Origin of the sequence: Streptomyces sp. NPDC052107, assembly GCF_040680215.1 — a bacterium.
GTDB lineage: Bacteria > Actinomycetota > Actinomycetes > Streptomycetales > Streptomycetaceae > Streptomyces.
Window position 1 is genome coordinate 327,980 of record NZ_JBFAWG010000002.1, and the last position, 18,003, is coordinate 345,982.

17 protein-coding genes, 2 tRNA genes and 1 pseudogene are annotated in these 18,003 nt (G+C 70.3%); 17 read left to right on the forward strand and 3 right to left on the reverse strand.

Translation table 11 applies throughout. The features are described from left to right. Positions 1-34 precede the first annotated feature (34 nt). Both AB0M27_RS03450 and AB0M27_RS03455 read left to right on the forward strand, forming a co-directional pair. A complete protein-coding gene (locus AB0M27_RS03450; RefSeq protein ID WP_365717415.1) occupies positions 35-487 on the forward strand; it encodes a hypothetical protein in 453 nt (150 codons plus the stop codon). 211 nt (positions 488-698) lie between these two features. Beyond that, positions 699-851 carry a hypothetical protein gene (locus tag AB0M27_RS03455; protein ID WP_165289388.1) on the forward strand — a complete coding sequence of 51 codons (153 nt, stop codon included), beginning with the start codon at positions 699-701 and terminating at the stop codon, positions 849-851. A gap of 133 nt (positions 852-984) precedes the next feature. Here the strand turns inward: AB0M27_RS03455 and AB0M27_RS03460 are convergent, their stop codons facing one another. Together AB0M27_RS03460 and AB0M27_RS03465 are read right to left on the reverse strand one after the other, a co-directional pair. Next, positions 985-1,545, reverse strand: a complete 561-nt coding sequence (locus AB0M27_RS03460; RefSeq protein WP_365717417.1) for a CGNR zinc finger domain-containing protein — start codon at positions 1,543-1,545, stop codon at positions 985-987. 306 nt (positions 1,546-1,851) lie between these two features. Beyond that, a complete protein-coding gene (locus AB0M27_RS03465; protein ID WP_004002642.1) occupies positions 1,852-2,265 on the reverse strand; it encodes an SsgA family sporulation/cell division regulator in 414 nt (137 codons plus the stop codon). A 191-nt stretch (positions 2,266-2,456) separates the two neighbouring features. Here AB0M27_RS03465 and AB0M27_RS03470 point away from each other — a divergent pair, with 191 nt between their 5' ends. From AB0M27_RS03470 to AB0M27_RS03525, 12 genes and pseudogenes are all read left to right on the forward strand, one after another. Next, positions 2,457-2,930 (forward strand): TIGR02611 family protein, encoded by a 474-nt coding sequence (locus AB0M27_RS03470; RefSeq protein WP_365717419.1) that lies wholly within the window; start codon positions 2,457-2,459, stop codon positions 2,928-2,930. An 83-nt stretch (positions 2,931-3,013) separates the two neighbouring features. Next, positions 3,014-3,085: transfer RNA gene (locus tag AB0M27_RS03475), tRNA-Val, on the forward strand. Between the two features lie 469 nt (positions 3,086-3,554). Further along, positions 3,555-4,083, forward strand: a pseudogene (locus AB0M27_RS03480) (alpha/beta hydrolase); the annotation flags it as partial. Positions 4,084-4,330: 247 nt separating this feature from the next. Continuing rightward, positions 4,331-5,617: an extracellular solute-binding protein gene (locus tag AB0M27_RS03485; RefSeq protein WP_365717421.1), complete on the forward strand. Its 1,287-nt coding sequence runs from the start codon at positions 4,331-4,333 to the stop codon at positions 5,615-5,617. 11 nt (positions 5,618-5,628) lie between these two features. Then, complete coding sequence (locus tag AB0M27_RS03490; RefSeq protein WP_365717423.1) at positions 5,629-6,588, forward strand: sugar ABC transporter permease; 960 nt, start codon at positions 5,629-5,631, stop codon at positions 6,586-6,588. Then, positions 6,585-7,463, forward strand: coding sequence for a carbohydrate ABC transporter permease (locus tag AB0M27_RS03495; protein WP_365717425.1), 879 nt, complete (start codon positions 6,585-6,587; stop codon positions 7,461-7,463). The genes AB0M27_RS03490 and AB0M27_RS03495 overlap by 4 nt, the downstream gene beginning before the upstream one ends. Before the next feature lie 10 nt (positions 7,464-7,473). Further along, positions 7,474-8,064, forward strand: a complete 591-nt coding sequence (locus tag AB0M27_RS03500) for a hypothetical protein (protein WP_365717427.1) — start codon at positions 7,474-7,476, stop codon at positions 8,062-8,064. A 99-nt stretch (positions 8,065-8,163) separates the two neighbouring features. Continuing rightward, entirely contained in the window at positions 8,164-10,899 is a 2,736-nt protein-coding gene (locus AB0M27_RS03505; protein ID WP_365717429.1) for a Tat pathway signal sequence domain protein, read from the forward strand. A 193-nt stretch (positions 10,900-11,092) separates the two neighbouring features. Beyond that, positions 11,093-11,539 carry an SRPBCC family protein gene (locus tag AB0M27_RS03510; RefSeq protein WP_365717537.1) on the forward strand — a complete coding sequence of 149 codons (447 nt, stop codon included), beginning with the start codon at positions 11,093-11,095 and terminating at the stop codon, positions 11,537-11,539. Positions 11,540-11,578: 39 nt separating this feature from the next. Beyond that, positions 11,579-11,650: transfer RNA gene (locus AB0M27_RS03515), tRNA-Val, on the forward strand. A gap of 102 nt (positions 11,651-11,752) precedes the next feature. After that, complete coding sequence (locus AB0M27_RS03520) at positions 11,753-12,274, forward strand: DUF2207 domain-containing protein (RefSeq protein WP_365717431.1); 522 nt, start codon at positions 11,753-11,755, stop codon at positions 12,272-12,274. Next, positions 12,256-13,149: a hypothetical protein gene (locus tag AB0M27_RS03525; RefSeq protein WP_365717433.1), complete on the forward strand. Its 894-nt coding sequence runs from the start codon at positions 12,256-12,258 to the stop codon at positions 13,147-13,149. The genes AB0M27_RS03520 and AB0M27_RS03525 overlap by 19 nt, the downstream gene beginning before the upstream one ends. A gap of 41 nt (positions 13,150-13,190) precedes the next feature. Here the strand turns inward: AB0M27_RS03525 and AB0M27_RS03530 are convergent, their stop codons facing one another. Next, complete coding sequence (locus AB0M27_RS03530; RefSeq protein ID WP_365717435.1) at positions 13,191-13,916, reverse strand: 3'-5' exonuclease; 726 nt, start codon at positions 13,914-13,916, stop codon at positions 13,191-13,193. A 168-nt stretch (positions 13,917-14,084) separates the two neighbouring features. Here AB0M27_RS03530 and AB0M27_RS03535 point away from each other — a divergent pair, with 168 nt between their 5' ends. From AB0M27_RS03535 to thrS, 3 genes are all read left to right on the forward strand, one after another. Then, positions 14,085-14,651 carry a DUF4365 domain-containing protein gene (locus tag AB0M27_RS03535; RefSeq protein ID WP_055708375.1) on the forward strand — a complete coding sequence of 189 codons (567 nt, stop codon included), beginning with the start codon at positions 14,085-14,087 and terminating at the stop codon, positions 14,649-14,651. Continuing rightward, the gene (locus AB0M27_RS03540; RefSeq protein ID WP_365717438.1) at positions 14,648-15,880 is read left to right on the forward strand and encodes a hypothetical protein; all 1,233 of its coding nucleotides are present in this window, start codon (positions 14,648-14,650) and stop codon (positions 15,878-15,880) included. The genes AB0M27_RS03535 and AB0M27_RS03540 overlap by 4 nt, the downstream gene beginning before the upstream one ends. Positions 15,881-16,001: 121 nt before the next feature. Then, complete coding sequence (thrS, locus tag AB0M27_RS03545; protein WP_365717440.1) at positions 16,002-17,978, forward strand: threonine--tRNA ligase; 1,977 nt, start codon at positions 16,002-16,004, stop codon at positions 17,976-17,978. Positions 17,979-18,003 lie beyond the last annotated feature (25 nt).

Below are 18,003 nucleotides of genomic sequence, written 5' to 3' on the forward strand. Positions count from 1 at the left end.
TCGCCCACCCGACCTAGCCCGCCAGGAGGACCGGATGATTGCCGAGACCGTCTGCTCCGCCGTGTCCGCGGCGGGCCTGGGCATCGCGGTGGTCACGGCCTACCGCAAGCGTTTCCTCGCGGCGACCCGCATCGCGGCCTATGCGCTGGTGCCGGTCGGCCTGGTCATGACCGGGGTCGTCGGCTGGCTCGCGGACACCGCCTTCAGCCCCACCGCCTGGGCGGGCTTCGGGGTGCTGGGCGCGGCCTGGCTCCTGTTCGCGGGCACCCGGGCGGTCGAACGCCGGCGCGGCGGCACCCGTGCCGAACGCAAGGCGGCCCGCGGCGACCGCTCCGCGGCCGTGGCCCCCGGCGCCTCCGCACCTTCTTTGGGCCCGGCCACCCGGCCCGCGACCGGCTCCGCCACCACCCCGCGCGCCACGGGCGCCACGGGCTCCAACGACGACTTCAGCGACATCGAGGCCATCCTCAAGAAGCACGGCATATGAGCGGCCGCATGCCGAGGGCGGCGTGACGACCCCGTCGGCGCTCTCAGACTGATGCCCGCGGACTGAAACGACACAGAGGGTCGCGCGGGCGTCCGGAACCGTTCACAACCGGAAGCAAGTCGGACGGGACGGCGCGATATGCGGCAACTCCCGCATTCACGTGTACGTTGATCGCGTTCGGGGCTTCTCCTGCGCCATGATCTGCGGCGAGATGCTGGACACGAGACAGAGCGAGGCCGCGCCGCCGAAGGACGAGCCGCGCGGGTGCCTCTTCGCCCTATCCCAGCCACCGCTGATGATCTTCCTTGCGGTGATCGGGTGTCTGCTCCTCATGGCTGCGCTGCACGACCTGCTGTTGCTGTGAGCCGTACACGTCCGTCCCGGCGCCACCCGCCGGGACCGACGTCGCCCCGGCCTCACGTCCGGAGCCGAAATCGGCTCGGTGCCGGCAGGTCTGCCCTGCGCCAGGCGTGCCGTCGGCCGGGCTGCGGGCGAGGTCAGCCCGTCGCTTCCTTACGGCGGGCCCGGTACGCGGCCACATGCAGTCGGTTCCCGCAGGTGCGGCTGTCGCAGTAGCGGCGCGAGCGGTTGCGGGAGAGGTCGACGAAGGCGCGCCGGCAGTCCGGTGCCTCGCAGCGCCGCAGTCGCTCCCGCTCCCCGGCCACCACGAAGAAGGCGAGCGCCATCCCGCAGTCGGCGGCCAGATGGTCGGCCACGGAGGCGCCGGGCGCGAAGTAGTGCACATGCCAGTCGTAGCCGTCGTGGTCCGTCAGGCGCGGGGTGGTGCCCGCCGCGGCGACCAGCTCGTTGATCAGCCCGGCGGCGGAGCGGGCGTCGGGCGCACCGAAGATCGCCGCGAAGCGCCCCCGGACCCTGCGCACCGCCGAGAGGTCGAACTCCGACAGCACACCGACATCGCTGATCTCGTGGTTTCGTACGAAATCCGCGAGAGCCGGGACATCGGGCAGTCCGTCGGCCGCCGCGTCGTCCTCCGGCGCGGTGTTCACCAGATCCACCACGGTGTCGAGGGCGCACCGGGTGTCGTGGGTGATCAGCACGTTTCGCTCCCTGGCCTGAGGGTCGGGCGGACGCCCGCCGATGCTGGCCGATGGTAGCGACAACGCCGCCCACCGCACCGGCCTCCGCCCGACCTCGATTGCCGGTGGAACGCCTCCGCGCCCGAGCGGGTTCCCGCCCGCGGCACCTTGCACACCTGACGTCCGTGGCGGGATCCGGCGCACAGACCGGCGCCGTCCCGCGTAAATCAGTCACGGTGACGGCGCCGGGCTGTGCCGTATGCGGTTGTCTTGGCCCGAGCCGTCTCCCCGAGTGGACGGCGCCGGGCTGCTTTCGAAGGCCGCGACCTAGCTCTCCGCCAGGATGTGCGAGAGCTCCTGATCCAGATCGAAGTGACGATGCTCCGTGCCGGGCGGCACGGCGGCGTCGGTTCGCTTCAGGAAGGACTCCAGGGCCCGCGCCGGGGCCTCGAGCAGGGCCTCCCCCTCCGGGGAGCTGAGGGCGATGCACACGACCCCCTGACCATGGCTGCGCGACGGCCAGACACGGACGTCGCCGGTTCCGGTGGGGCGGTGGAGCCCCTCGGCGAGGAGGTCGCGGGCGAACACCCACTCGACGGTCTCCTCGGCTCCGGTGTGGAAGGTGGCGTGCACGGCGTAGGGGTCGGCCGTGTCGTACCGCAGGCCTGCGGGGACAGGCAGGGAGGACTCGCTCGACACAACGAGGCGCAGGTGCAGCTCGCAGCTGACCGTGGTGTTCATAAGCGCCAGGGCCTTTCGCTCAGTGTGCGCTCGGGGATTCGCACGTCGGCGAAATCGACATGCCACCTACGATGCCGTTGTAAACCCCTCTGAGGGTTTTGCGTGTGTTTACGTAACTCCTTCGGCCGAGAACTCGTACGAGATCTACGACCATTCCGGTGACTGGATTCACTCCGGTAGGGTTTGTCTGTATGAATACGGGGAGTGACGAGCCGGGCGAGGTCATCGTGGCGGCGGACAAGGCGAGGGCGGACCGGCAGGAAGCCGGACAGACCGGGCACGAGACGGGTGACGGACTCGGCTCCCGGGCGCCGGAATTCATCAAGGCCCGCCGGCTGCTGCACCTGAGCTGGCAGGTCGGTGTCTTCGCGGTCGGCCTCACGGTCGTCGGCGCCGGCGTCGTCATGCTGCCGCTGCCGGGACCCGGCTGGGTGGTGATCTTCGGCGGCATGGCGATCTGGGCGACCGAGTTCGTCTGGGCCCAGCTCGTGCTCCGCTGGACCAAGCGCAAGGTCACCGAGGCCGCCCAGCGGGCCCTGGATCCCAAGGTGCGGCGCCGCAACATCACGCTGACCGTGATCGGGCTGGCGATCGTGGCCGTGCTGGTCGGGATCTACGTGTGGAAGTTCGGCCTCGTCATGCCGTGGAAGATCAAGAATCAGTGACCCGGCTCCACAGCCTGGTCGTCTGCCGCCCTGGGCGTGGTCGGAAGCACCCCCTGACATGGGGTAATGTACTTCCTGCGTCCGGGCGATTAGCTCAGTGGGAGAGCGCTTCGTTCACACCGAAGAGGTCACTGGTTCGAACCCAGTATCGCCCACCCGGACCGACGGCCCACCTGCGAAAGAGCAGGTGGGCCGTCGGCGTATGCGCGTGCGAACCAGGCTGGGGGAGCCCCGCGGGCCGACTCCGGGCGCGGGCTTCGGTTCCTGGTCGCGCGCGTGGGCCTTGGTGGCGTCCAGCGGTGTTTGGGCCTTGTGCGACGACTCCGGGTGCGGGCTCCGGTTCCGGGTCTGCTGTGCGGGCTGCGGTGGCGAGTGGCGGTGTTCGCGCCTCGCGTGCCGACTACCAGGTGTGAGCACCAACCTGACGTTGCCTGCTCCGACTAGGCGCGACCAGTGGTTCCAAGGCCTCCGTCGAGGTCGGCGATCGGCCAGGCTCGTGTCGGCCGGTGCCCGAGTCGCCGGGCCCGCATCCCTGGTCGCGGTCCCACCCCCTGCGCGTCGGCGCGCTGCCGGCAGGGACGCCTGCACCCGCGCCCGCCACCTGCGAGGTTCCGTGGCGGGAACGAGGAGTTCTGCGTGGAGTACTTCCTGGAGCCGGGCCGGGCCGAGGCGGAGATCGAGCCGGACGTGCGCGGCTGGCTCGCGGGCTTCCACGCCGCCCTGTCCGCCGGCACGATGCCCCCGCCGGGCGCCCCCGACCCGCACTTCGTCGGCCGCGGCGGCACCCTGCGCGAACGCTTCCCCGTCGGCCCGCTGCCGGCCTGGCTGGGCGAGGACGACCTCGACTTCCTGGCCGGGGAGTTCGAGCGGACCGGGATGACCCGGGCGTTGAACCGTTACCGGAACATGGACCGGGTCTGGGTGGACCTGGCCGAGCACGAGGGCGCCCCGATCAGGCAGCCCTCGCTGTTCCTCGGCGGCGCCCTGGACGCCTCGCTCGCCTGGCTGGCCGGCGCGGTCGAGGCGTACCCGAGGACCCTGCCCGGCCTGCTCGGCTCCCACGTCCTCGACGGCTGCGGACTTCGTCCAGCAGGAGCGCCCGGAGGAGACGAACCGGATCCTGATCGACTGGCTCGCCGCCCTGCCCAGCTGAATCCCGCCCGCTCGAACCCTCCGTTCGGTCTGTCGGCCACACGTCGCTCACCTGCGGGAACGGCCGACAGACCGGCTCCGGGCCCGCGTCGCCCGCAAGAAAATCCTGTCCGAATCATTGACGCACCCCGGACCCCTCCGTAACTTGTGCCAGCAAGCGCTTACTTGAAACGATTCATGACCGTTCATGATCGCGCTCATGACAGCTTTCATGACGGCGGAGACGACGCTGCGGGGAGGACCCCACCATGGGAACCAGCAGGAATCTTGAGAGGCGTACGGTCCTGAAGGCGGCCGGGGCCTCGGCGGCCGCGCTCGGGCTGGCCGCGACGACCGGGTGCGGAGGTGGAAGCGGTTCCGGGGGCGGGACGGTGACGATCCGTTACTCCTGGTGGGGTGCTGAGGAGCGGGCCAAGAAGATCAACCAGACCATCGCGCTCTTCGAGAAGAAGTACCCGAAGATCAAGGTCAAGACCGACTTCCAGACGTACGCGTCCTTCTGGGAGAAGTTCCAGACCCAGGCCGCCGGCGGAAATCCCCCGGACGTTTTCCAAAATGCCGTCACCTTTCTCCGGAAATACGACAAGCGAGGAATTCTCCTCGACCTCGAATCACAGGTCCAGGCAGGTAATCTGACCCTGAATCACTTCCGGGAAGGTGTGACGAAGGTCGGCGAGGTCGACGGAAAGCAGCTCGGAATTCCCGTCGGCTCCAACACCATGGCGCTCGTCGTCGACGAGAAGGTGTTCCAGAAGGCCGGCGTCGAGCCGCACCCGGGATGGACCTGGGACGACTACTTCAAGGCCCTGAAGACCATCCACGACAGGACGAAGGTCCCCGGGGACACCGGCTACTTCACCATCATGTACCTGTACGACCTCTACCTCCGCCAGAACGGCAAGGCGTTCTTCACCAAGGACGGACTCGGCTTCGACAAGGCCGATCTGACGGAGTGGTGGACCGACGGCTACAACCGCGTCAAGGCGGGCATCGTCACCGACCCGAAGGTCGTCCAGCAGGACATGCCCAAGTCCTCCCTCTCCGCTGGTCACGGCGCCTCGGAGTTCACCTGGGACAACTTCACCGTCCGCTACTCGGCGGAGGGCGACAGCACCTACGGCCTCGCGCCGATCCCCACCACCGACGGCAAGCACACCGGGCAGTACCTCGCCTCGCTGATGCTCAGCGCCTCCGCCCGCACCTCCCACCCCAGGGAGGTCGCCCAGTTCATCGACTTCATGGTCCACGATCCCGAGGTGGGCAAGATCATGGGCTACGACCGGGGCATCCTCGCCGGCACCGAGCAGTACGACGCGTACCAGCCGACCGATGCGGTGAACAAGGAGATCGCGCAGTACGAGGTCGACACCGCCAAGGCGGGCGTCCTCGGCACGATCACCCCGCACCCCTCCGGTGCCGACACCGTCGAGGCCGCCTTCCTGCGCATCGGCGGTGACCTCGGACAGGGCAAGACCAGGGTCGCGGACGCGGTGAAGCAGTTCTTCACCGAGTCCGAGGCCGCCTTCCAGGCCTGATGGGACGTGCCGTGACGCTCGTCAAGGACTCCGTGCCCGCGACCCGCAAGGCACGCCCGGCCGCCACCGACACCTCGGGGCGGCCGGGCCGCCGGCGCGAGAACCTCGCCGGCTACCTCTTCATGTCTCCGTGGATCGCGGGCTTCCTGCTGCTGACCGCGGGCCCCATGGTCGCCTCGCTGTACTTCGCGTTCACCGACTACAACCTCTTCAACACGCCGAAGTGGGTCGGGTTCGACAACTTCACCAAGATGTTCGACGACCCCCGCTGGCAGAAGTCGGTGGAGGTGACGGCGAAGTACGTGATCATCGGGACCCCGCTGAAGCTGCTGCTCGCTCTCGGGGTCGCCCTGCTGCTCGCGCAGAGCCGCCGTGGCCAGGCCTTCTACCGGGCCGCCTTCTACGCCCCCTCGCTGATCGGCGCGAGCGTCTCGGTCGGGTTCGTCTGGCGGTCGCTGTTCTCCGACGGCGCGATCGTGGACCGTACGCAGACGTTCTTCGGCCGGCACGTCGGAGGCTGGGTCGGCAACGCCGACTGGGTGCTGTACTGCCTGGTCGCGCTGACGGTGTGGCAGTTCGGCGCGCCCATGGTCATCTTCCTGGCGGGCCTGAAGCAGGTGCCGAAGGAGCTGTACGAGGCCGCCGAGATGGACGGCGCGGGTCCGTTCCGGAAGTTCTGGAACATCACCCTGCCCATGATCTCCCCGGTGCTGTTCTTCAACGTCCTACTGGAGACCATCCACTCCTTCCAGATCTTCGGCTCGGCCTATGTCGTCTCCAACACCTCCTGCGGCCCGGCCGACGCCACGCTCGTCTACACCTGCTACCTGTACCAGCAGGGCTTCAAGAACGCCCAGATGGGCTTCGCCGCCGCCATGGCCTGGATGCTGCTGCTCGCCGTGGCCCTCGTGACGGCCGTCCTCTTCTGGTCCCAGAAGAGGTGGGTGCACTACGAGGAGGACGCCCGATGAACGCGACCACCCCCAAACCCCTCGGCGGGGGACTCCCCCGAAAGCGCACCGGCTCGCTCGTCTGGCACCTCGGCGCCCTGGCGATCCTGGCCGTCATCCTCTACCCGGTCGTCTGGGTGATCGGTGCCTCGTTCAAGCCGAGCAAGGACATCGTCAACAGCCTCACGCTGCTCCCGTCCCACCCGGTCCTGTCCAATTTCAAGGGCCTCGCCGACGGCATAGCTGACGTCCGAATCTGGACCTTCTTCCAGAACTCCCTCTTCTACGCCCTCGGTGCCGTCGTCGGCGTGCTCATCTCCTGCTCGCTGACCGCGTACGCGTTCGCCCGGATCGGGTTCGCCGGGCGCAATCTGCTCTTCTCGCTGATGATCGGCACGCTGCTGCTGCCGTACCACGTGCTGCTGATCCCCCAGTACGTGATGTTCCAGAAGCTCGGCTGGATCAACACCTACGCCCCGCTGCTGATCGGCAAGTACCTCGCCACCGAGGCGTTCTTCGTCTTCCTCATGGTGCAGTTCATGCGGAACCTGCCCCGCGAGCTGGACGAGGCCGCCCGGCTCGACGGCTGCGGGCATCTGCGGATCTACTGGTCGATCGTGCTGCCGCTGTGCCGGCCCGCGCTGATCACCAGCGCGATCTTCACCTTCATCAACGCCTGGAACGACTTCATGGGCCCGCTGATCTACCTCAACGAGCCCGGCAAATACACGGTCTCCCTGGGCCTGATGATGTTCCGCGACTCCGACGGCGTGGCCGCCAACTACGGAGGCATGATCGCCATGTCCCTGGTCGCGCTGCTGCCCGTGCTGCTGTTCTTCCTCGCCTTCCAGCGATACCTCATCGACGGGATGGCGACCTCCGGACTGAAGGGCTGAGGCGACCGGCATGGCCGAAGCACGTGTGAAGGCACGCAAGGAGTCCGTGTTCGCCGAGAGGTTCGCCGTCTTCGCCGAGTGCCTGCTCACCGGCGTGTGGATCGCGGTGGCCTCCCTCGGAGTCGTCACCTACCCGGCCGCCTTCGCCGCCGGCGCCCGGCATCTGTGCCGCCGCACCGGCCACCAGGGCGGCGGTTGGCGGGAGTTCGCCGCCGACTTCCGGGCCGCCCTGCGCGGAGGCTGGGCGGTGGGGCTCGCCGGCTGGATCCTCGCGGCGCTGGGCTGGGTGGACGTACAGGCCGTACACGCCGGGCTGCCCGGCGGGCCGGCGGCGGGGGCCGCGGGGCTGTTCGCGCTGATCGGGCTCGCCGTGGCCGGACTGCGCGCGGCGGCCGTCTGGACACCGGGGGAGCGCTGGCGAGTGCTGCTCGCCGCGGCCGGGCGCCGTACCGTACGCGACCCCGCCGGATCATTCCTGCTGGTCGGCGGAGCGGTCCTCGTCGTCTGTTCCGCCCTGCTCATCGCCCCACTGGCGGTCCCGGTGCTCGGGGCCGTCGCGGCGGCTGCCCTCGCCGTGGAGGAGCGGTACCGGCGCCGCTGAGCCAGGAGTGCCCGCGGTCGAGATCGGCGCCCCGAGCGCCCCGCTCTCTCTGTCATGCCCCTGACCAACCATCCTCTGGATCACCCTGGAAGGAAGGCCATGTCTCCCATCCCCCGCAGATCCCTCCTCAAGGCGGCCGCCGCGGTCGGCGCCGCCACCCAGTTCAGCTGGGCGCTCGGGGCACAGGACGCGCAGGCCGTGCCCGCCGCCGCGGCCGGCGACGCCGACCCCGTCACCCTGGACTGGCTGGAGGACGGCGGCCTCGGCGCCGCGCCCGGCTCCACGGTCGGCGTGCCCTGGCCCATGGGCGCCCACCAGGACGACCAGACCTTCGCGTTCACGGACGCCGACGGCAAGGGCGTCCCCGTACAGACCTGGCCGCTCGCCTACTGGCCCGACGGCTCCCTCAAGTGGACCGCCCACGCGGTGAGTTCGGGCAGCGGAAAGCTGACGTTGACCGTTGGGACGCCCGCCGCACCCGACAAGAAGGTCACCGTCGACCAGGGCGGCGGCACCGTCGACGTCTCCACCGGGGTCATCACCGCGAGGATCGGCAAGGACGGCGCCACGCTGATCAAGTCCGTCACCCGTGGTTCGACCGAGATCGCGAGGAACGGCAGGCTCGTCCTCGTCCGGCAGCCCGAGATCGAGGACGAGGACCAGGGCACGGTGAAGACCGAGCGGTTCGACGGCGCCATCGACGAGGTGACCGTCGAACAGGACGGCCCGGTCCGCGCGGTCGTCCGCGTCGACGGCAAGCACCGCAAGGGCGACCGCACTTGGCTGCCCTTCTCCATCCGCCTGTACTTCTACGCCGGCGCCGACTCCTTCCGGATGGTGCACACCATCACCTACGACGGGAGGCAAGAGCCCGGCGAAAACAGCGGCGATTTCGTCCGTGGGCTCGGCGTCCGCTTCACCGTGCCGATGCGCGACGCGGCGTACGACCGGCACATCCGCATCGGCGGCGAGGGCACCGGTCTGCTGCGCGAGGCGGTGCAGGGCATCACCGGGCTGCGCCGCGACCCGGGCGCCGCCGTGCAGGCGGCCCAGTTCGAGGGCAGGAAGCTGCCCGACCCGTCCACCTGGGACCAGCGGGTCACCAGCCGCCTGCAGTACATCCCGCGCTGGGGCGACTACACCCTCTCCCAGCTCTCCGCCGACGGCTTCACCGTCAAGAAGCGGACCAAGAAGGGGTACGGCTGGATCGCCGCCGGCGGCGGCAAGCGCGCCTCCGGTTTCGGGTACGTCGGCGGCGCGAGCGGCGGACTCTCCTTCGGGCTGCGCGACTTCTGGGAGAAGTTCCCCGCCCAGCTCGACATCCGCGACGCCCACACCGACGAGGCCACCGTCACCCTCTGGCTCTGGTCGCCCGAGGCCCAGCCGATGGACCTGCGCTTCTACCACGACGGCATGGGCCAGGACACCTACGCCAAGCAGCTCGAAGGCCTCAACATCACCTACGAGGACTACGAGCCCGAGTTCGGCACCCCGTACGGCATCGCCCGCACCTCCGAACTCCTCTTCTGGGCCAACGACTCCACCCCCGACGCCGACACCCTGGCCCGACAGGTCCAGGCGGTACGCGTGCTGCCGCAGCTCGCGGCCCCGCCCAAGCAGCTGATCAAGGCCAAGGTCTTCGGCCCCGGCCTGTTCTCCGAGCCGGACCGCTCCACCCCGGCCAAGGCGAAGATCGAGGACCACCTCGACTTCCTCTTCACCTACTACAAGGACCAGGTGGAGCAACGCCGTTGGTACGGCTTCTGGGACTACGGCGACTTCATGCACACCTACGACACCGTGCGCCACCAGTGGCGGTACGACGTCGGCGGCTACGCCTGGGACAACTCCGAACTCTCGCCCGACCTGTGGCTCTGGTACGCGTACCTCAGGAGCGGCCGCTCCGACCTCTTCCGCTTCGCCGAGGCGCTCACCCGGCACACCGGGGAGGTCGACGTCTACCACCTCGGCAAGTGGGCCGGCCTCGGCACCCGGCACGGCGTCCAGCACTTCGGCGACAGCGCCAAACAGCAGCGCATAGCCAACACCACCTACCGGCGCTTCTACTACTTCCTCACCGCCGACGAACGCGTGGGCGACCTCATGCACGCCAACGTCGACTCCGACGAGACCTTCCTCGTCCTCGACCCCCAGCGCAAGGTCCGCACCGACCCCTACACCCCCGACCGGCACGCCGTGTCGATCGGCTTCGGCACGGACTGGAGCGGCCTGGTCTCGGCCTGGCTCACGGAGTGGGAACGCAAGGGGCCCAAGTGGGAGAAGGCCAAGGCGCGCGTGCTGTCCACGATGGAGGGCATCGCCGCCCAGCCCAACGGCTTCGTCCAGGGCAGCGGGCTGTACGACCTCGACACCGGCAAGTTCGCCGTCGCCGACCAGCCGGTGGTGTCCGTGTCCCACCTCTCGGCCGTCTTCGGCCTGGGCGAGCTGTGCGCCGAGCTGATCCACCTCGTCGACATGCCGAAGTTCAAGGAGGTCTACCTGGACTACTGCCGCTACTTCAACGCCACCAAGGCCGAGCAGAAGGCCCGTTACGGCTCCGACTTCGGCAGCCTGCTGCTCTTCCAGGGGCACTCGCGCCTCGACGCCTACGCCGCCGTACAGACCGGTGACGCCACCCTCGCCAAGCGTGCCTGGACCAAGTTCTACGGCTCCGACGGCTACACCGAGTCCTCGCCGTGGAAGACCGGGAGGCTGACCGGCCCCGTCACCCTGGTCGAGGGCAGCGAGGCGAGCTGGGTGTCCAGCAACGACACCGCGCTCTACGGCCTCGCGGCCATCGAGAACCTGGCGTTGCTCGGCGACAGGATGCCCTAGAGGCCCTGTCGCCACATTCCCGCCTGCCCGGCGACGCCTGGCACGCACGCTCGGCCTAGCCCGGAGCTGGGGGAGCGCCGTCGCACGGGCGGCGGCGCTCGCCCACCGAGTGTGGTCCGGCGCACGGCGCGGCGCATGAGTACGCGTACTCAGATCGGCGGTCCCGCACGGGCAGACTCCACCCATGGACCCCATGGACTGGAACCACTACCGCTTCCGCAGCCTGTGGTCCCTGCCCGCCCCGCCCGCCGTCGTGTACGCGCTGCTGGAGCGGCCCGAGGACTATCCGAGCTGGTGGCCGCAGGTCCGCTCGGTGACGAGGCTCGACGGCGACACGGGGGTGATCACCGTCCGGTCCGTCCTGCCGTACGACATGACCTTCACCGCACGGCGGATCCGCCGCGACCCCGACGCCGGTGTGCTGGAGGTCACCCTGTCCGGCGACATCGAGGGCTGGGCGCGCTGGACGGTCACCGCCGAAGCCTCAGGAACCCTGGCCCGCTACGAACAGGAAGTGGACGTGCACAAGCCGCTGCTGCGTCGGCTCGCCGTACCCGGCCGCCCGGTCTTCCGCGCCAACCACCGTCTGATGATGCGGTCCGGACGGCGCGGGCTGCTGCGTCACCTGCAAGCGGTTTGAAGGATCGGCGCCGGGACCTGTATTGTTCAGTGCGTTCCCGGGCGATTAGCTCAGTGGGAGAGCGCTTCGTTCACACCGAAGAGGTCACTGGTTCGAACCCAGTATCGCCCACCGGGAAAGAGCCGGTCCGCCCAGCGGACCGGCTCTTTTGATGCCATGGGGGGCGTCATGGGCAAGGAACAGGGCGGGTAAAGACCGAGACTTGGCGCGCAGGTGCGCCGGCTCCGGGTCCGCAGTCTGATCAGGATCCTCCTGCTCGCACTGGTGCTGGGCGGCGTCGTGGCGCTGGCCAGGATCACCTTCAACACCGAACGGGTCACCACGATGTGGGTCGGAGCGCGGATCGCCGCCGACGGCAGCGCCCGGATCACCGAGGTCATCGACTACGACTTCGGATACCCGCACACGGAACGGCACGGCATCTACCGCGACCTGCCGGACCTGCCCTTCGACGAGGACGAGGCCCACATCGCCGTCAGCATGGACGGCCACCGCGTCCCCTGGGAACTCACGGTGGGTGATTACTACACCGAACCCGACGGCCACCGGGAGATCGCCACCCGCATCAAGATCGGCGACCCCGGTCGTGCCGTCACCGGCGTGCACCGCTACCGCGTCCAGTACACGCTGCAGGACGTCGTGAAGAAGGGCAGGCTGGCCTGGGACGCGGTCGGCACGGCTGGCAGGTCGACCGGTCCCGCGTCGAGATCCACGCCGTGGCGCCGTACGGCCTGACCGGGCTGCGCTGCGTCCAGGGCACGGACGGATCCGGGAAGCGCTGCACGGCCGAGCAGACCGGCCCCGGCCGGCTCACCGTGCGCCTCGACCGGCTCAAGGGCAAGGAAGGGCTCACCCTCTACGCCACCCGGGGCCAGGCCGTCTCCGGCGGACCGGCGGCACTGCCGGCACCGCCCGGCGGGAAGGCCGTCGGCACCACCGTGACCCATCCGCTGCTGAACGCCCTGCTCGCCGCCGCCCTCGCCCTCGCCGCCGCCCTGGCCACGATCGGGCTGCTGCGCCTCCTCGGCCGCGACCGGCCCGCACCGCGGGGCGCCGACGCGAGCCCGGGCACGCCGAGCGCCACACCCCCGCAGGGCCTGAGTCCCGCCCAGGCCGGCATCCTGGCCGACGAGCGGGGCGGTCGCCTTGCGGCGGGGGGACCGGTGCTCATCGCGGGCGCGATCGTCTTCGGTGCCGGCCTCGCGCTGGCGCGGCGCGCCTGGGAGCTGCACCGCCGCACGCCCGAGGGCAGCGCCCAATTGCTGCGGGTGGAGGCGTTCCGGCGCTACCTCGCCGACCCGTCGGCGATTCCCGCCGAGCAGCCCCTCGACGACGACCAGGTCCGCCACTACACGGCCTGGGCGGTCGCCCTCGGCCTGGGCGACACCTGGCGGCACGCCGTCGAGACGTCCGCCGTACCCACCCGGCAGCCCTCCTCGCCCGCCGTGCGGCTGGGGCCGGCGCTGGCCCTGGGACTCGTCGTCACCGCCGCGCTCTCCTCTTGGACGCCGTCGTCCAGCGGCGGTGGCTCCGGTGGCGGCTCCGGCAGGGGAGGCTCCTCCGGAGACGTCGGCGGCGGAGCGGGCGGCGGCGGAGGCGGCTCCTGGTGACCGCCGAACAGGGGGCGGTGCCCGCGCGGTGACCCAAGAGCCTAAGCCGCGGCCGGCAGCTCCGGCCTGAGCGGCCAGTCCGTGCTGACGATCTCCTCCGAGCCGCTGCGCGCGAACCACGCCTGCAGCCCGCGGGCCTGTGCCGCGTGCCAGTTGGCCTGGAGCGTGTGCAGCTCGTCGGGGGTCAGACGCTCGAGACGGGTCGCGAAACGGCGGCCCAGGGCCCGTACGACGTCCAGCGCGGCCAGTGCGTCCGCCGCCGCGTCGTGCGCGCCCTGCAGTGTCACGCCGTAGTGCGCGCACAGGTCGGTCAGCGTGCGGCGGCCCTTGCGGTAGCGGTCCAGGTGCTTGTCCAGCACCCTCGGGTCCAGCACCCTGAGCGGCGTCGACTCGAACCAGCGGTCCAGGGACGACGCCCGGTGCCGGCGCAACTCCCGGTCCAGCAACGTGAGATCGAAGGGCGCGTTCATCACCACCAGCGGGCGGCCCATCGCCGCGTGCTCCGCCAGCTGCTCGGCTATCTCGTACATCACCGGCGCCGGCCAGCGGCCGTTGAGCTGCAGGTGCTCCTCCGTAAGCCCGTGCACCGCCGTGGCCTCCTCGGGCACCGGCACTCCCGGGTTCACCAGCCAGCGGGTGACCCGGGGCCGGGTCCCCGGCGCGTCCTGGACGACGACGGCGGCCGACACGATCCGGTCGGTCTCGACGTCCACGCCCGTCGTCTCCGTGTCGAAGCCGGCCAGCGGCCCCTCGTACCAGTACGTCATCCCAACCCAACTCCTCGTTCACCCAGGGCAGGTGACGTTCCGTCTTCTGCCCGTTTGGTGATACCCGGGCCGTTTGCGCCGTACGCCGGGAGGAGACAACAGGAGTACGGGTCTTTGCTGTTCAGCGGCCCGCAGCGGGGAAACTCATTGCCTGGAAGGCTGTTGGTCATGGCCATAGCGCAGCCCGAGCGGGGCGGGCTGCTGCCCGATCGCACGGGCCCCCTTCGCGGCACGCTCGCCACCACCGCCTGCATGGAGACACTGCAGGTCGGCTATCTGCACGCGGTCGCCGCCGCGGCCGGCTGCTCGCTGTCCCAGCCCTTCCCGGACAACGGCATCGACTGGCACGTCAGCCACAGCGCGCCCGGACACACCGTCGACGACGAGGTCACCATCAAGGTGCAGCTGAAGGCCACGTACCAGGTCGCGCCGAACCCTCCGGGGCGCACCTTCTCCTTCACCCTCGACAACGACCATCTGCGCAAGCTCGCCCGCACACCCGTCTCGGTGCACAAGATCCTGGTCGTCATGCTCGTCCCGCGCTCGCAGGACGACTGGCTGCGCGCCAGCCACGACCGGCTCGACCTCAGGCACTGCTGCTACTGGGTCAACCTCGCCGGCCACCCGATCACGGGCCGGCACCGGACCACCGTGCGGATACCGACCACACGCATCTTCGACGACCGGGCGCTCTGCGAGATCATGACGCGGGTCGGGACGGGAGGCAGGCCATGAGGAGCCGTCCGTACGAGGAGCTGCCGCGCCAGGTCCGGCAGCATCCCGACGACCTCGCCTGGAACCGGCCCCCGCAGCCCGCCGAGGTCGACCCCGCCGTGCTCGGTGCCCTGCTGCACCGGCACGGCTGGCAGCGGCGCGGCGGGGCCCCCGGGCGCTACGGCCGCTGGACCCCGCCGGGGCCGGGCGCCGGCGGGACCAGCCTGCTGGTGCCGGAGAGCCGCGCCTTTCCCGACAGCGACGACCTGCTCGGCGAGGCCCTCGACGCCCTCGCCCGCAGCCACACCCCCGCCGCCCGCGAGGTGCTGATCTCCCTCGCCGTGCCCAGCGACGAGATCCGCTGGTGGCGGGACACCCCGAACGGACCCGTCGGCGCCGCGCCCTGGTCGGCCGACGAGCAACTGCGCGGCGCCGCCCGGCAGATGCTGCTCGCCGCCGCACTCGCCACACGCGCGCGTGCCGGGTACTACGGCGCCCGCCACCGCCGCGCCGCAGCCGCACTGCTGCAGGACGTCCTCGTCGGCCCCTCCGCCGAGGGCCGGCACCTCACCGCCTTCGTGCCCGTGCCCACCGGCCGCACGCTCGCCGTCCGCCTGCACCAGGCCCTGTACGCCGCCCGCGAGGCCGTCGACTACCAGCGGGCCACCGGCGGCATGGACGCCTTCGACGGCGCGGTCGAGGCCGGCGTCAGCCGCGAACTCACCGAGGCGCTGGCCGCGCTCGTGCGGGGCACCGAGGGCGCCCGGATCGCCGTTGCCTGGGCGCCCGGCGCCGGGGTCCCCGAGGGCTGCGCCCCCTCCGCCGAACCCGTCGAGTTCTCACCCGGCGACCTGCCCGTGCTGCGCGAGGCCGCCGCCCGCTATCTGCGCGAGGAACCCTCCGTACCGGTCCGGATCACCGGCGCCGTCGTCCGCATGCGCCGCTCCGGACCCGGCGGCGAGGGCACCGTCCGGCTGCGCGTCCTCGACGGAGCCGACGTCCCGCACGTCCGCGTCACCCTGGACGAGGAGGACTACCGCATCGCCGGCCACGCCCACCTCGTCGGACTCCCGGTGCGCGTGCACGGCCGGCTGGAGCGCCGGGGCGGCTTCCGCCGGCTCACCGGCGCCTCCGGGGTCGTACCCGTGCAGGTGGACGAAGGCGAGCGGGACCGGCTGATGAAGTCCCTGCAGGAGAACCTCGACTTCTTCGAGGAGGCCTGTGGGGAGGCGTACCGGGACGAGGACTGAGGAGTATCGGACAGGGGACTGTGGGTGACCGTTTCGCGGTCGGCGCCGTGGGGTCGGTACGATCGCCTGTGCGCGCGCTCCTGGTATGGCGCCGCACCCCACCTTCAGTCAGGAGAGACCGGTGTCAGACGTCCGTGTGATCATCCAACGCGATTCCGAGCGGGAAGAACGCGTGGTGACGACGGGCACTACGGCCGCCGACCTCTTCGCGGGCGAGCGCTCGATCATCGCCGCGCGTGTCGGGGGCGAGCTGAAGGACCTCGCCTACGAGGTCAAGGACGGCGAGACCGTCGAGGGCGTCGAGATCTCGTCCGAGGACGGCCTGAACATCCTGCGCCACTCCACCGCGCACGTCATGGCGCAGGCCGTGCAGGAGCTGTTCCCCGAGGCCAAGCTGGGCATCGGCCCGCCCGTCAAGGACGGCTTCTACTACGACTTCGACGTCGAGAAGCCCTTCACGCCCGAGGATCTCAAGGCCGTCGAGAAGAAGATGCAGGAGATCCAGAAGCGCGGGCAGCGCTTCTCCCGCCGTGTCGTCACCGACGAGGCCGCCCGCGAGGAGCTGGCCGCCGAGCCGTACAAGCTGGAGCTGATCGGCCTCAAGGGCTCGGCCTCCTCCGACGACGGCGCGGACGTCGAGGTCGGCGCCGGCGAGCTGACGATCTACGACAACCTGGACGCCAAGACCGGCGAGCTGTGCTGGAAGGACCTCTGCCGCGGTCCGCACCTGCCCTCGACCCGGCACATCCCGGCGTTCAAGCTGATGCGCAACGCGGCCGCCTACTGGCGCGGCAGCGAGAAGAACCCGATGCTCCAGCGCATCTACGGCACCGCATGGCCGTCCAAGGACGAGCTGAAGGGCTACCTGGACTTCCTCGCCGAGGCCGAGAAGCGCGACCACCGCAAGCTCGGCACCGAGCTGGACCTCTTCTCCATCCCGGAGCAGATCGGCTCCGGCCTCGCGGTCTTCCACCCCAAGGGCGGCATCGTCCGCCGGGTCATGGAGGACTACTCGCGCCGCCGCCACGAGGAAGAGGGCTACGAGTTCGTCTACACCCCGCACGCGACGAAGGGGAAGCTCTTCGAGACGTCCGGGCACCTGGACTGGTACGCCGAGGGCATGTACCCGCCCATGCAGCTCGACGAGGGTGTGGACTACTACCTCAAGCCCATGAACTGCCCGATGCACAACCTGATCTTCGACGCGCGCGGCCGCTCCTACCGCGAACTGCCGCTGCGCCTCTTCGAGTTCGGGACCGTGTACCGGTACGAGAAGTCGGGCGTCGTGCACGGCCTGACCCGTGCCCGTGGCTTCACCCAGGACGACGCGCACATCTACTGCACCCGTGAGCAGATGTCCGAGGAGCTGGACAAGACGCTCACCTTCGTCCTCGGCCTGCTGCGCGACTACGGCCTGACCGACTTCTACCTGGAGCTGTCCACCAAGGACCCGGAGAAGTTCGTCGGCTCCGACGAGGTCTGGGAGGAGGCGACCGAGACCCTGCGCCAGGTCGCCGAGAAGCAGGGCCTGCCCCTCGTCCCGGACCCGGGCGGCGCCGCCTTCTACGGCCCGAAGATCTCCGTCCAGGCCAAGGACGCGATCGGCCGGACCTGGCAGATGTCGACCATCCAGCTCGACTTCAACCTGCCCGAGCGCTTCAACCTGGAGTACACCGGCCCCGACGGCTCCAAGCAGCGCCCGGTCATGATCCACCGCGCGCTGTTCGGCTCCATCGAGCGGTTCTTCGCCGTCCTCCTGGAGCACTACGCGGGCGCCTTCCCGGCCTGGCTCGCCCCGGTCCAGGCGCTCGGCATCCCGATCGGCGACGCGCACGTGGAGTACCTGGAGAAGTTCGCCGTCGCGGCCCGGAAGCAGGGCCTGCGGGTCGAGGTGGACTCCTCCTCGGACCGCATGCAGAAGAAGATCCGCAACGCCCAGAAGCAGAAGGTGCCCTTCATGGTCATCGCGGGCGACGAGGACATGTCGAACGGCTCGGTGTCGTTCCGCTACCGCGACGGCTCGCAGGAGAACGGCATCCCGTTCGACGCGGCCATCGCGAAGATCGCGCAGGTCGTTCAGGAGCGGGCCCAGGTCTGATCGGGCACCCGCTCCGTTACGAAGG

Coding starts and splice junctions, on each gene's coding strand:
- AB0M27_RS03450 (WP_365717415.1), top strand. CDS start 35: ATGATTGCCGAGACCGTCTGCTCCGCCGTGTCCGCGGCGGGCCTGGGC.
- AB0M27_RS03455 (WP_165289388.1), top strand. CDS start 699: ATGCTGGACACGAGACAGAGCGAGGCCGCGCCGCCGAAGGACGAGCCG.
- AB0M27_RS03465 (WP_004002642.1), bottom strand. CDS start 2,265: ATGAACACCACGGTCAGCTGCGAGCTGCACCTGCGCCTCGTTGTGTCG.
- AB0M27_RS03470 (WP_365717419.1), top strand. CDS start 2,457: ATGAATACGGGGAGTGACGAGCCGGGCGAGGTCATCGTGGCGGCGGAC.
- AB0M27_RS03485 (WP_365717421.1), top strand. CDS start 4,331: ATGGGAACCAGCAGGAATCTTGAGAGGCGTACGGTCCTGAAGGCGGCC.
- AB0M27_RS03495 (WP_365717425.1), top strand. CDS start 6,585: ATGAACGCGACCACCCCCAAACCCCTCGGCGGGGGACTCCCCCGAAAG.
- AB0M27_RS03500 (WP_365717427.1), top strand. CDS start 7,474: ATGGCCGAAGCACGTGTGAAGGCACGCAAGGAGTCCGTGTTCGCCGAG.
- AB0M27_RS03505 (WP_365717429.1), top strand. CDS start 8,164: ATGTCTCCCATCCCCCGCAGATCCCTCCTCAAGGCGGCCGCCGCGGTC.
- AB0M27_RS03510 (WP_365717537.1), top strand. CDS start 11,093: ATGGACTGGAACCACTACCGCTTCCGCAGCCTGTGGTCCCTGCCCGCC.
- AB0M27_RS03530 (WP_365717435.1), bottom strand. CDS start 13,916: ATGACGTACTGGTACGAGGGGCCGCTGGCCGGCTTCGACACGGAGACG.
- AB0M27_RS03535 (WP_055708375.1), top strand. CDS start 14,085: ATGGCCATAGCGCAGCCCGAGCGGGGCGGGCTGCTGCCCGATCGCACG.
- AB0M27_RS03540 (WP_365717438.1), top strand. CDS start 14,648: ATGAGGAGCCGTCCGTACGAGGAGCTGCCGCGCCAGGTCCGGCAGCAT.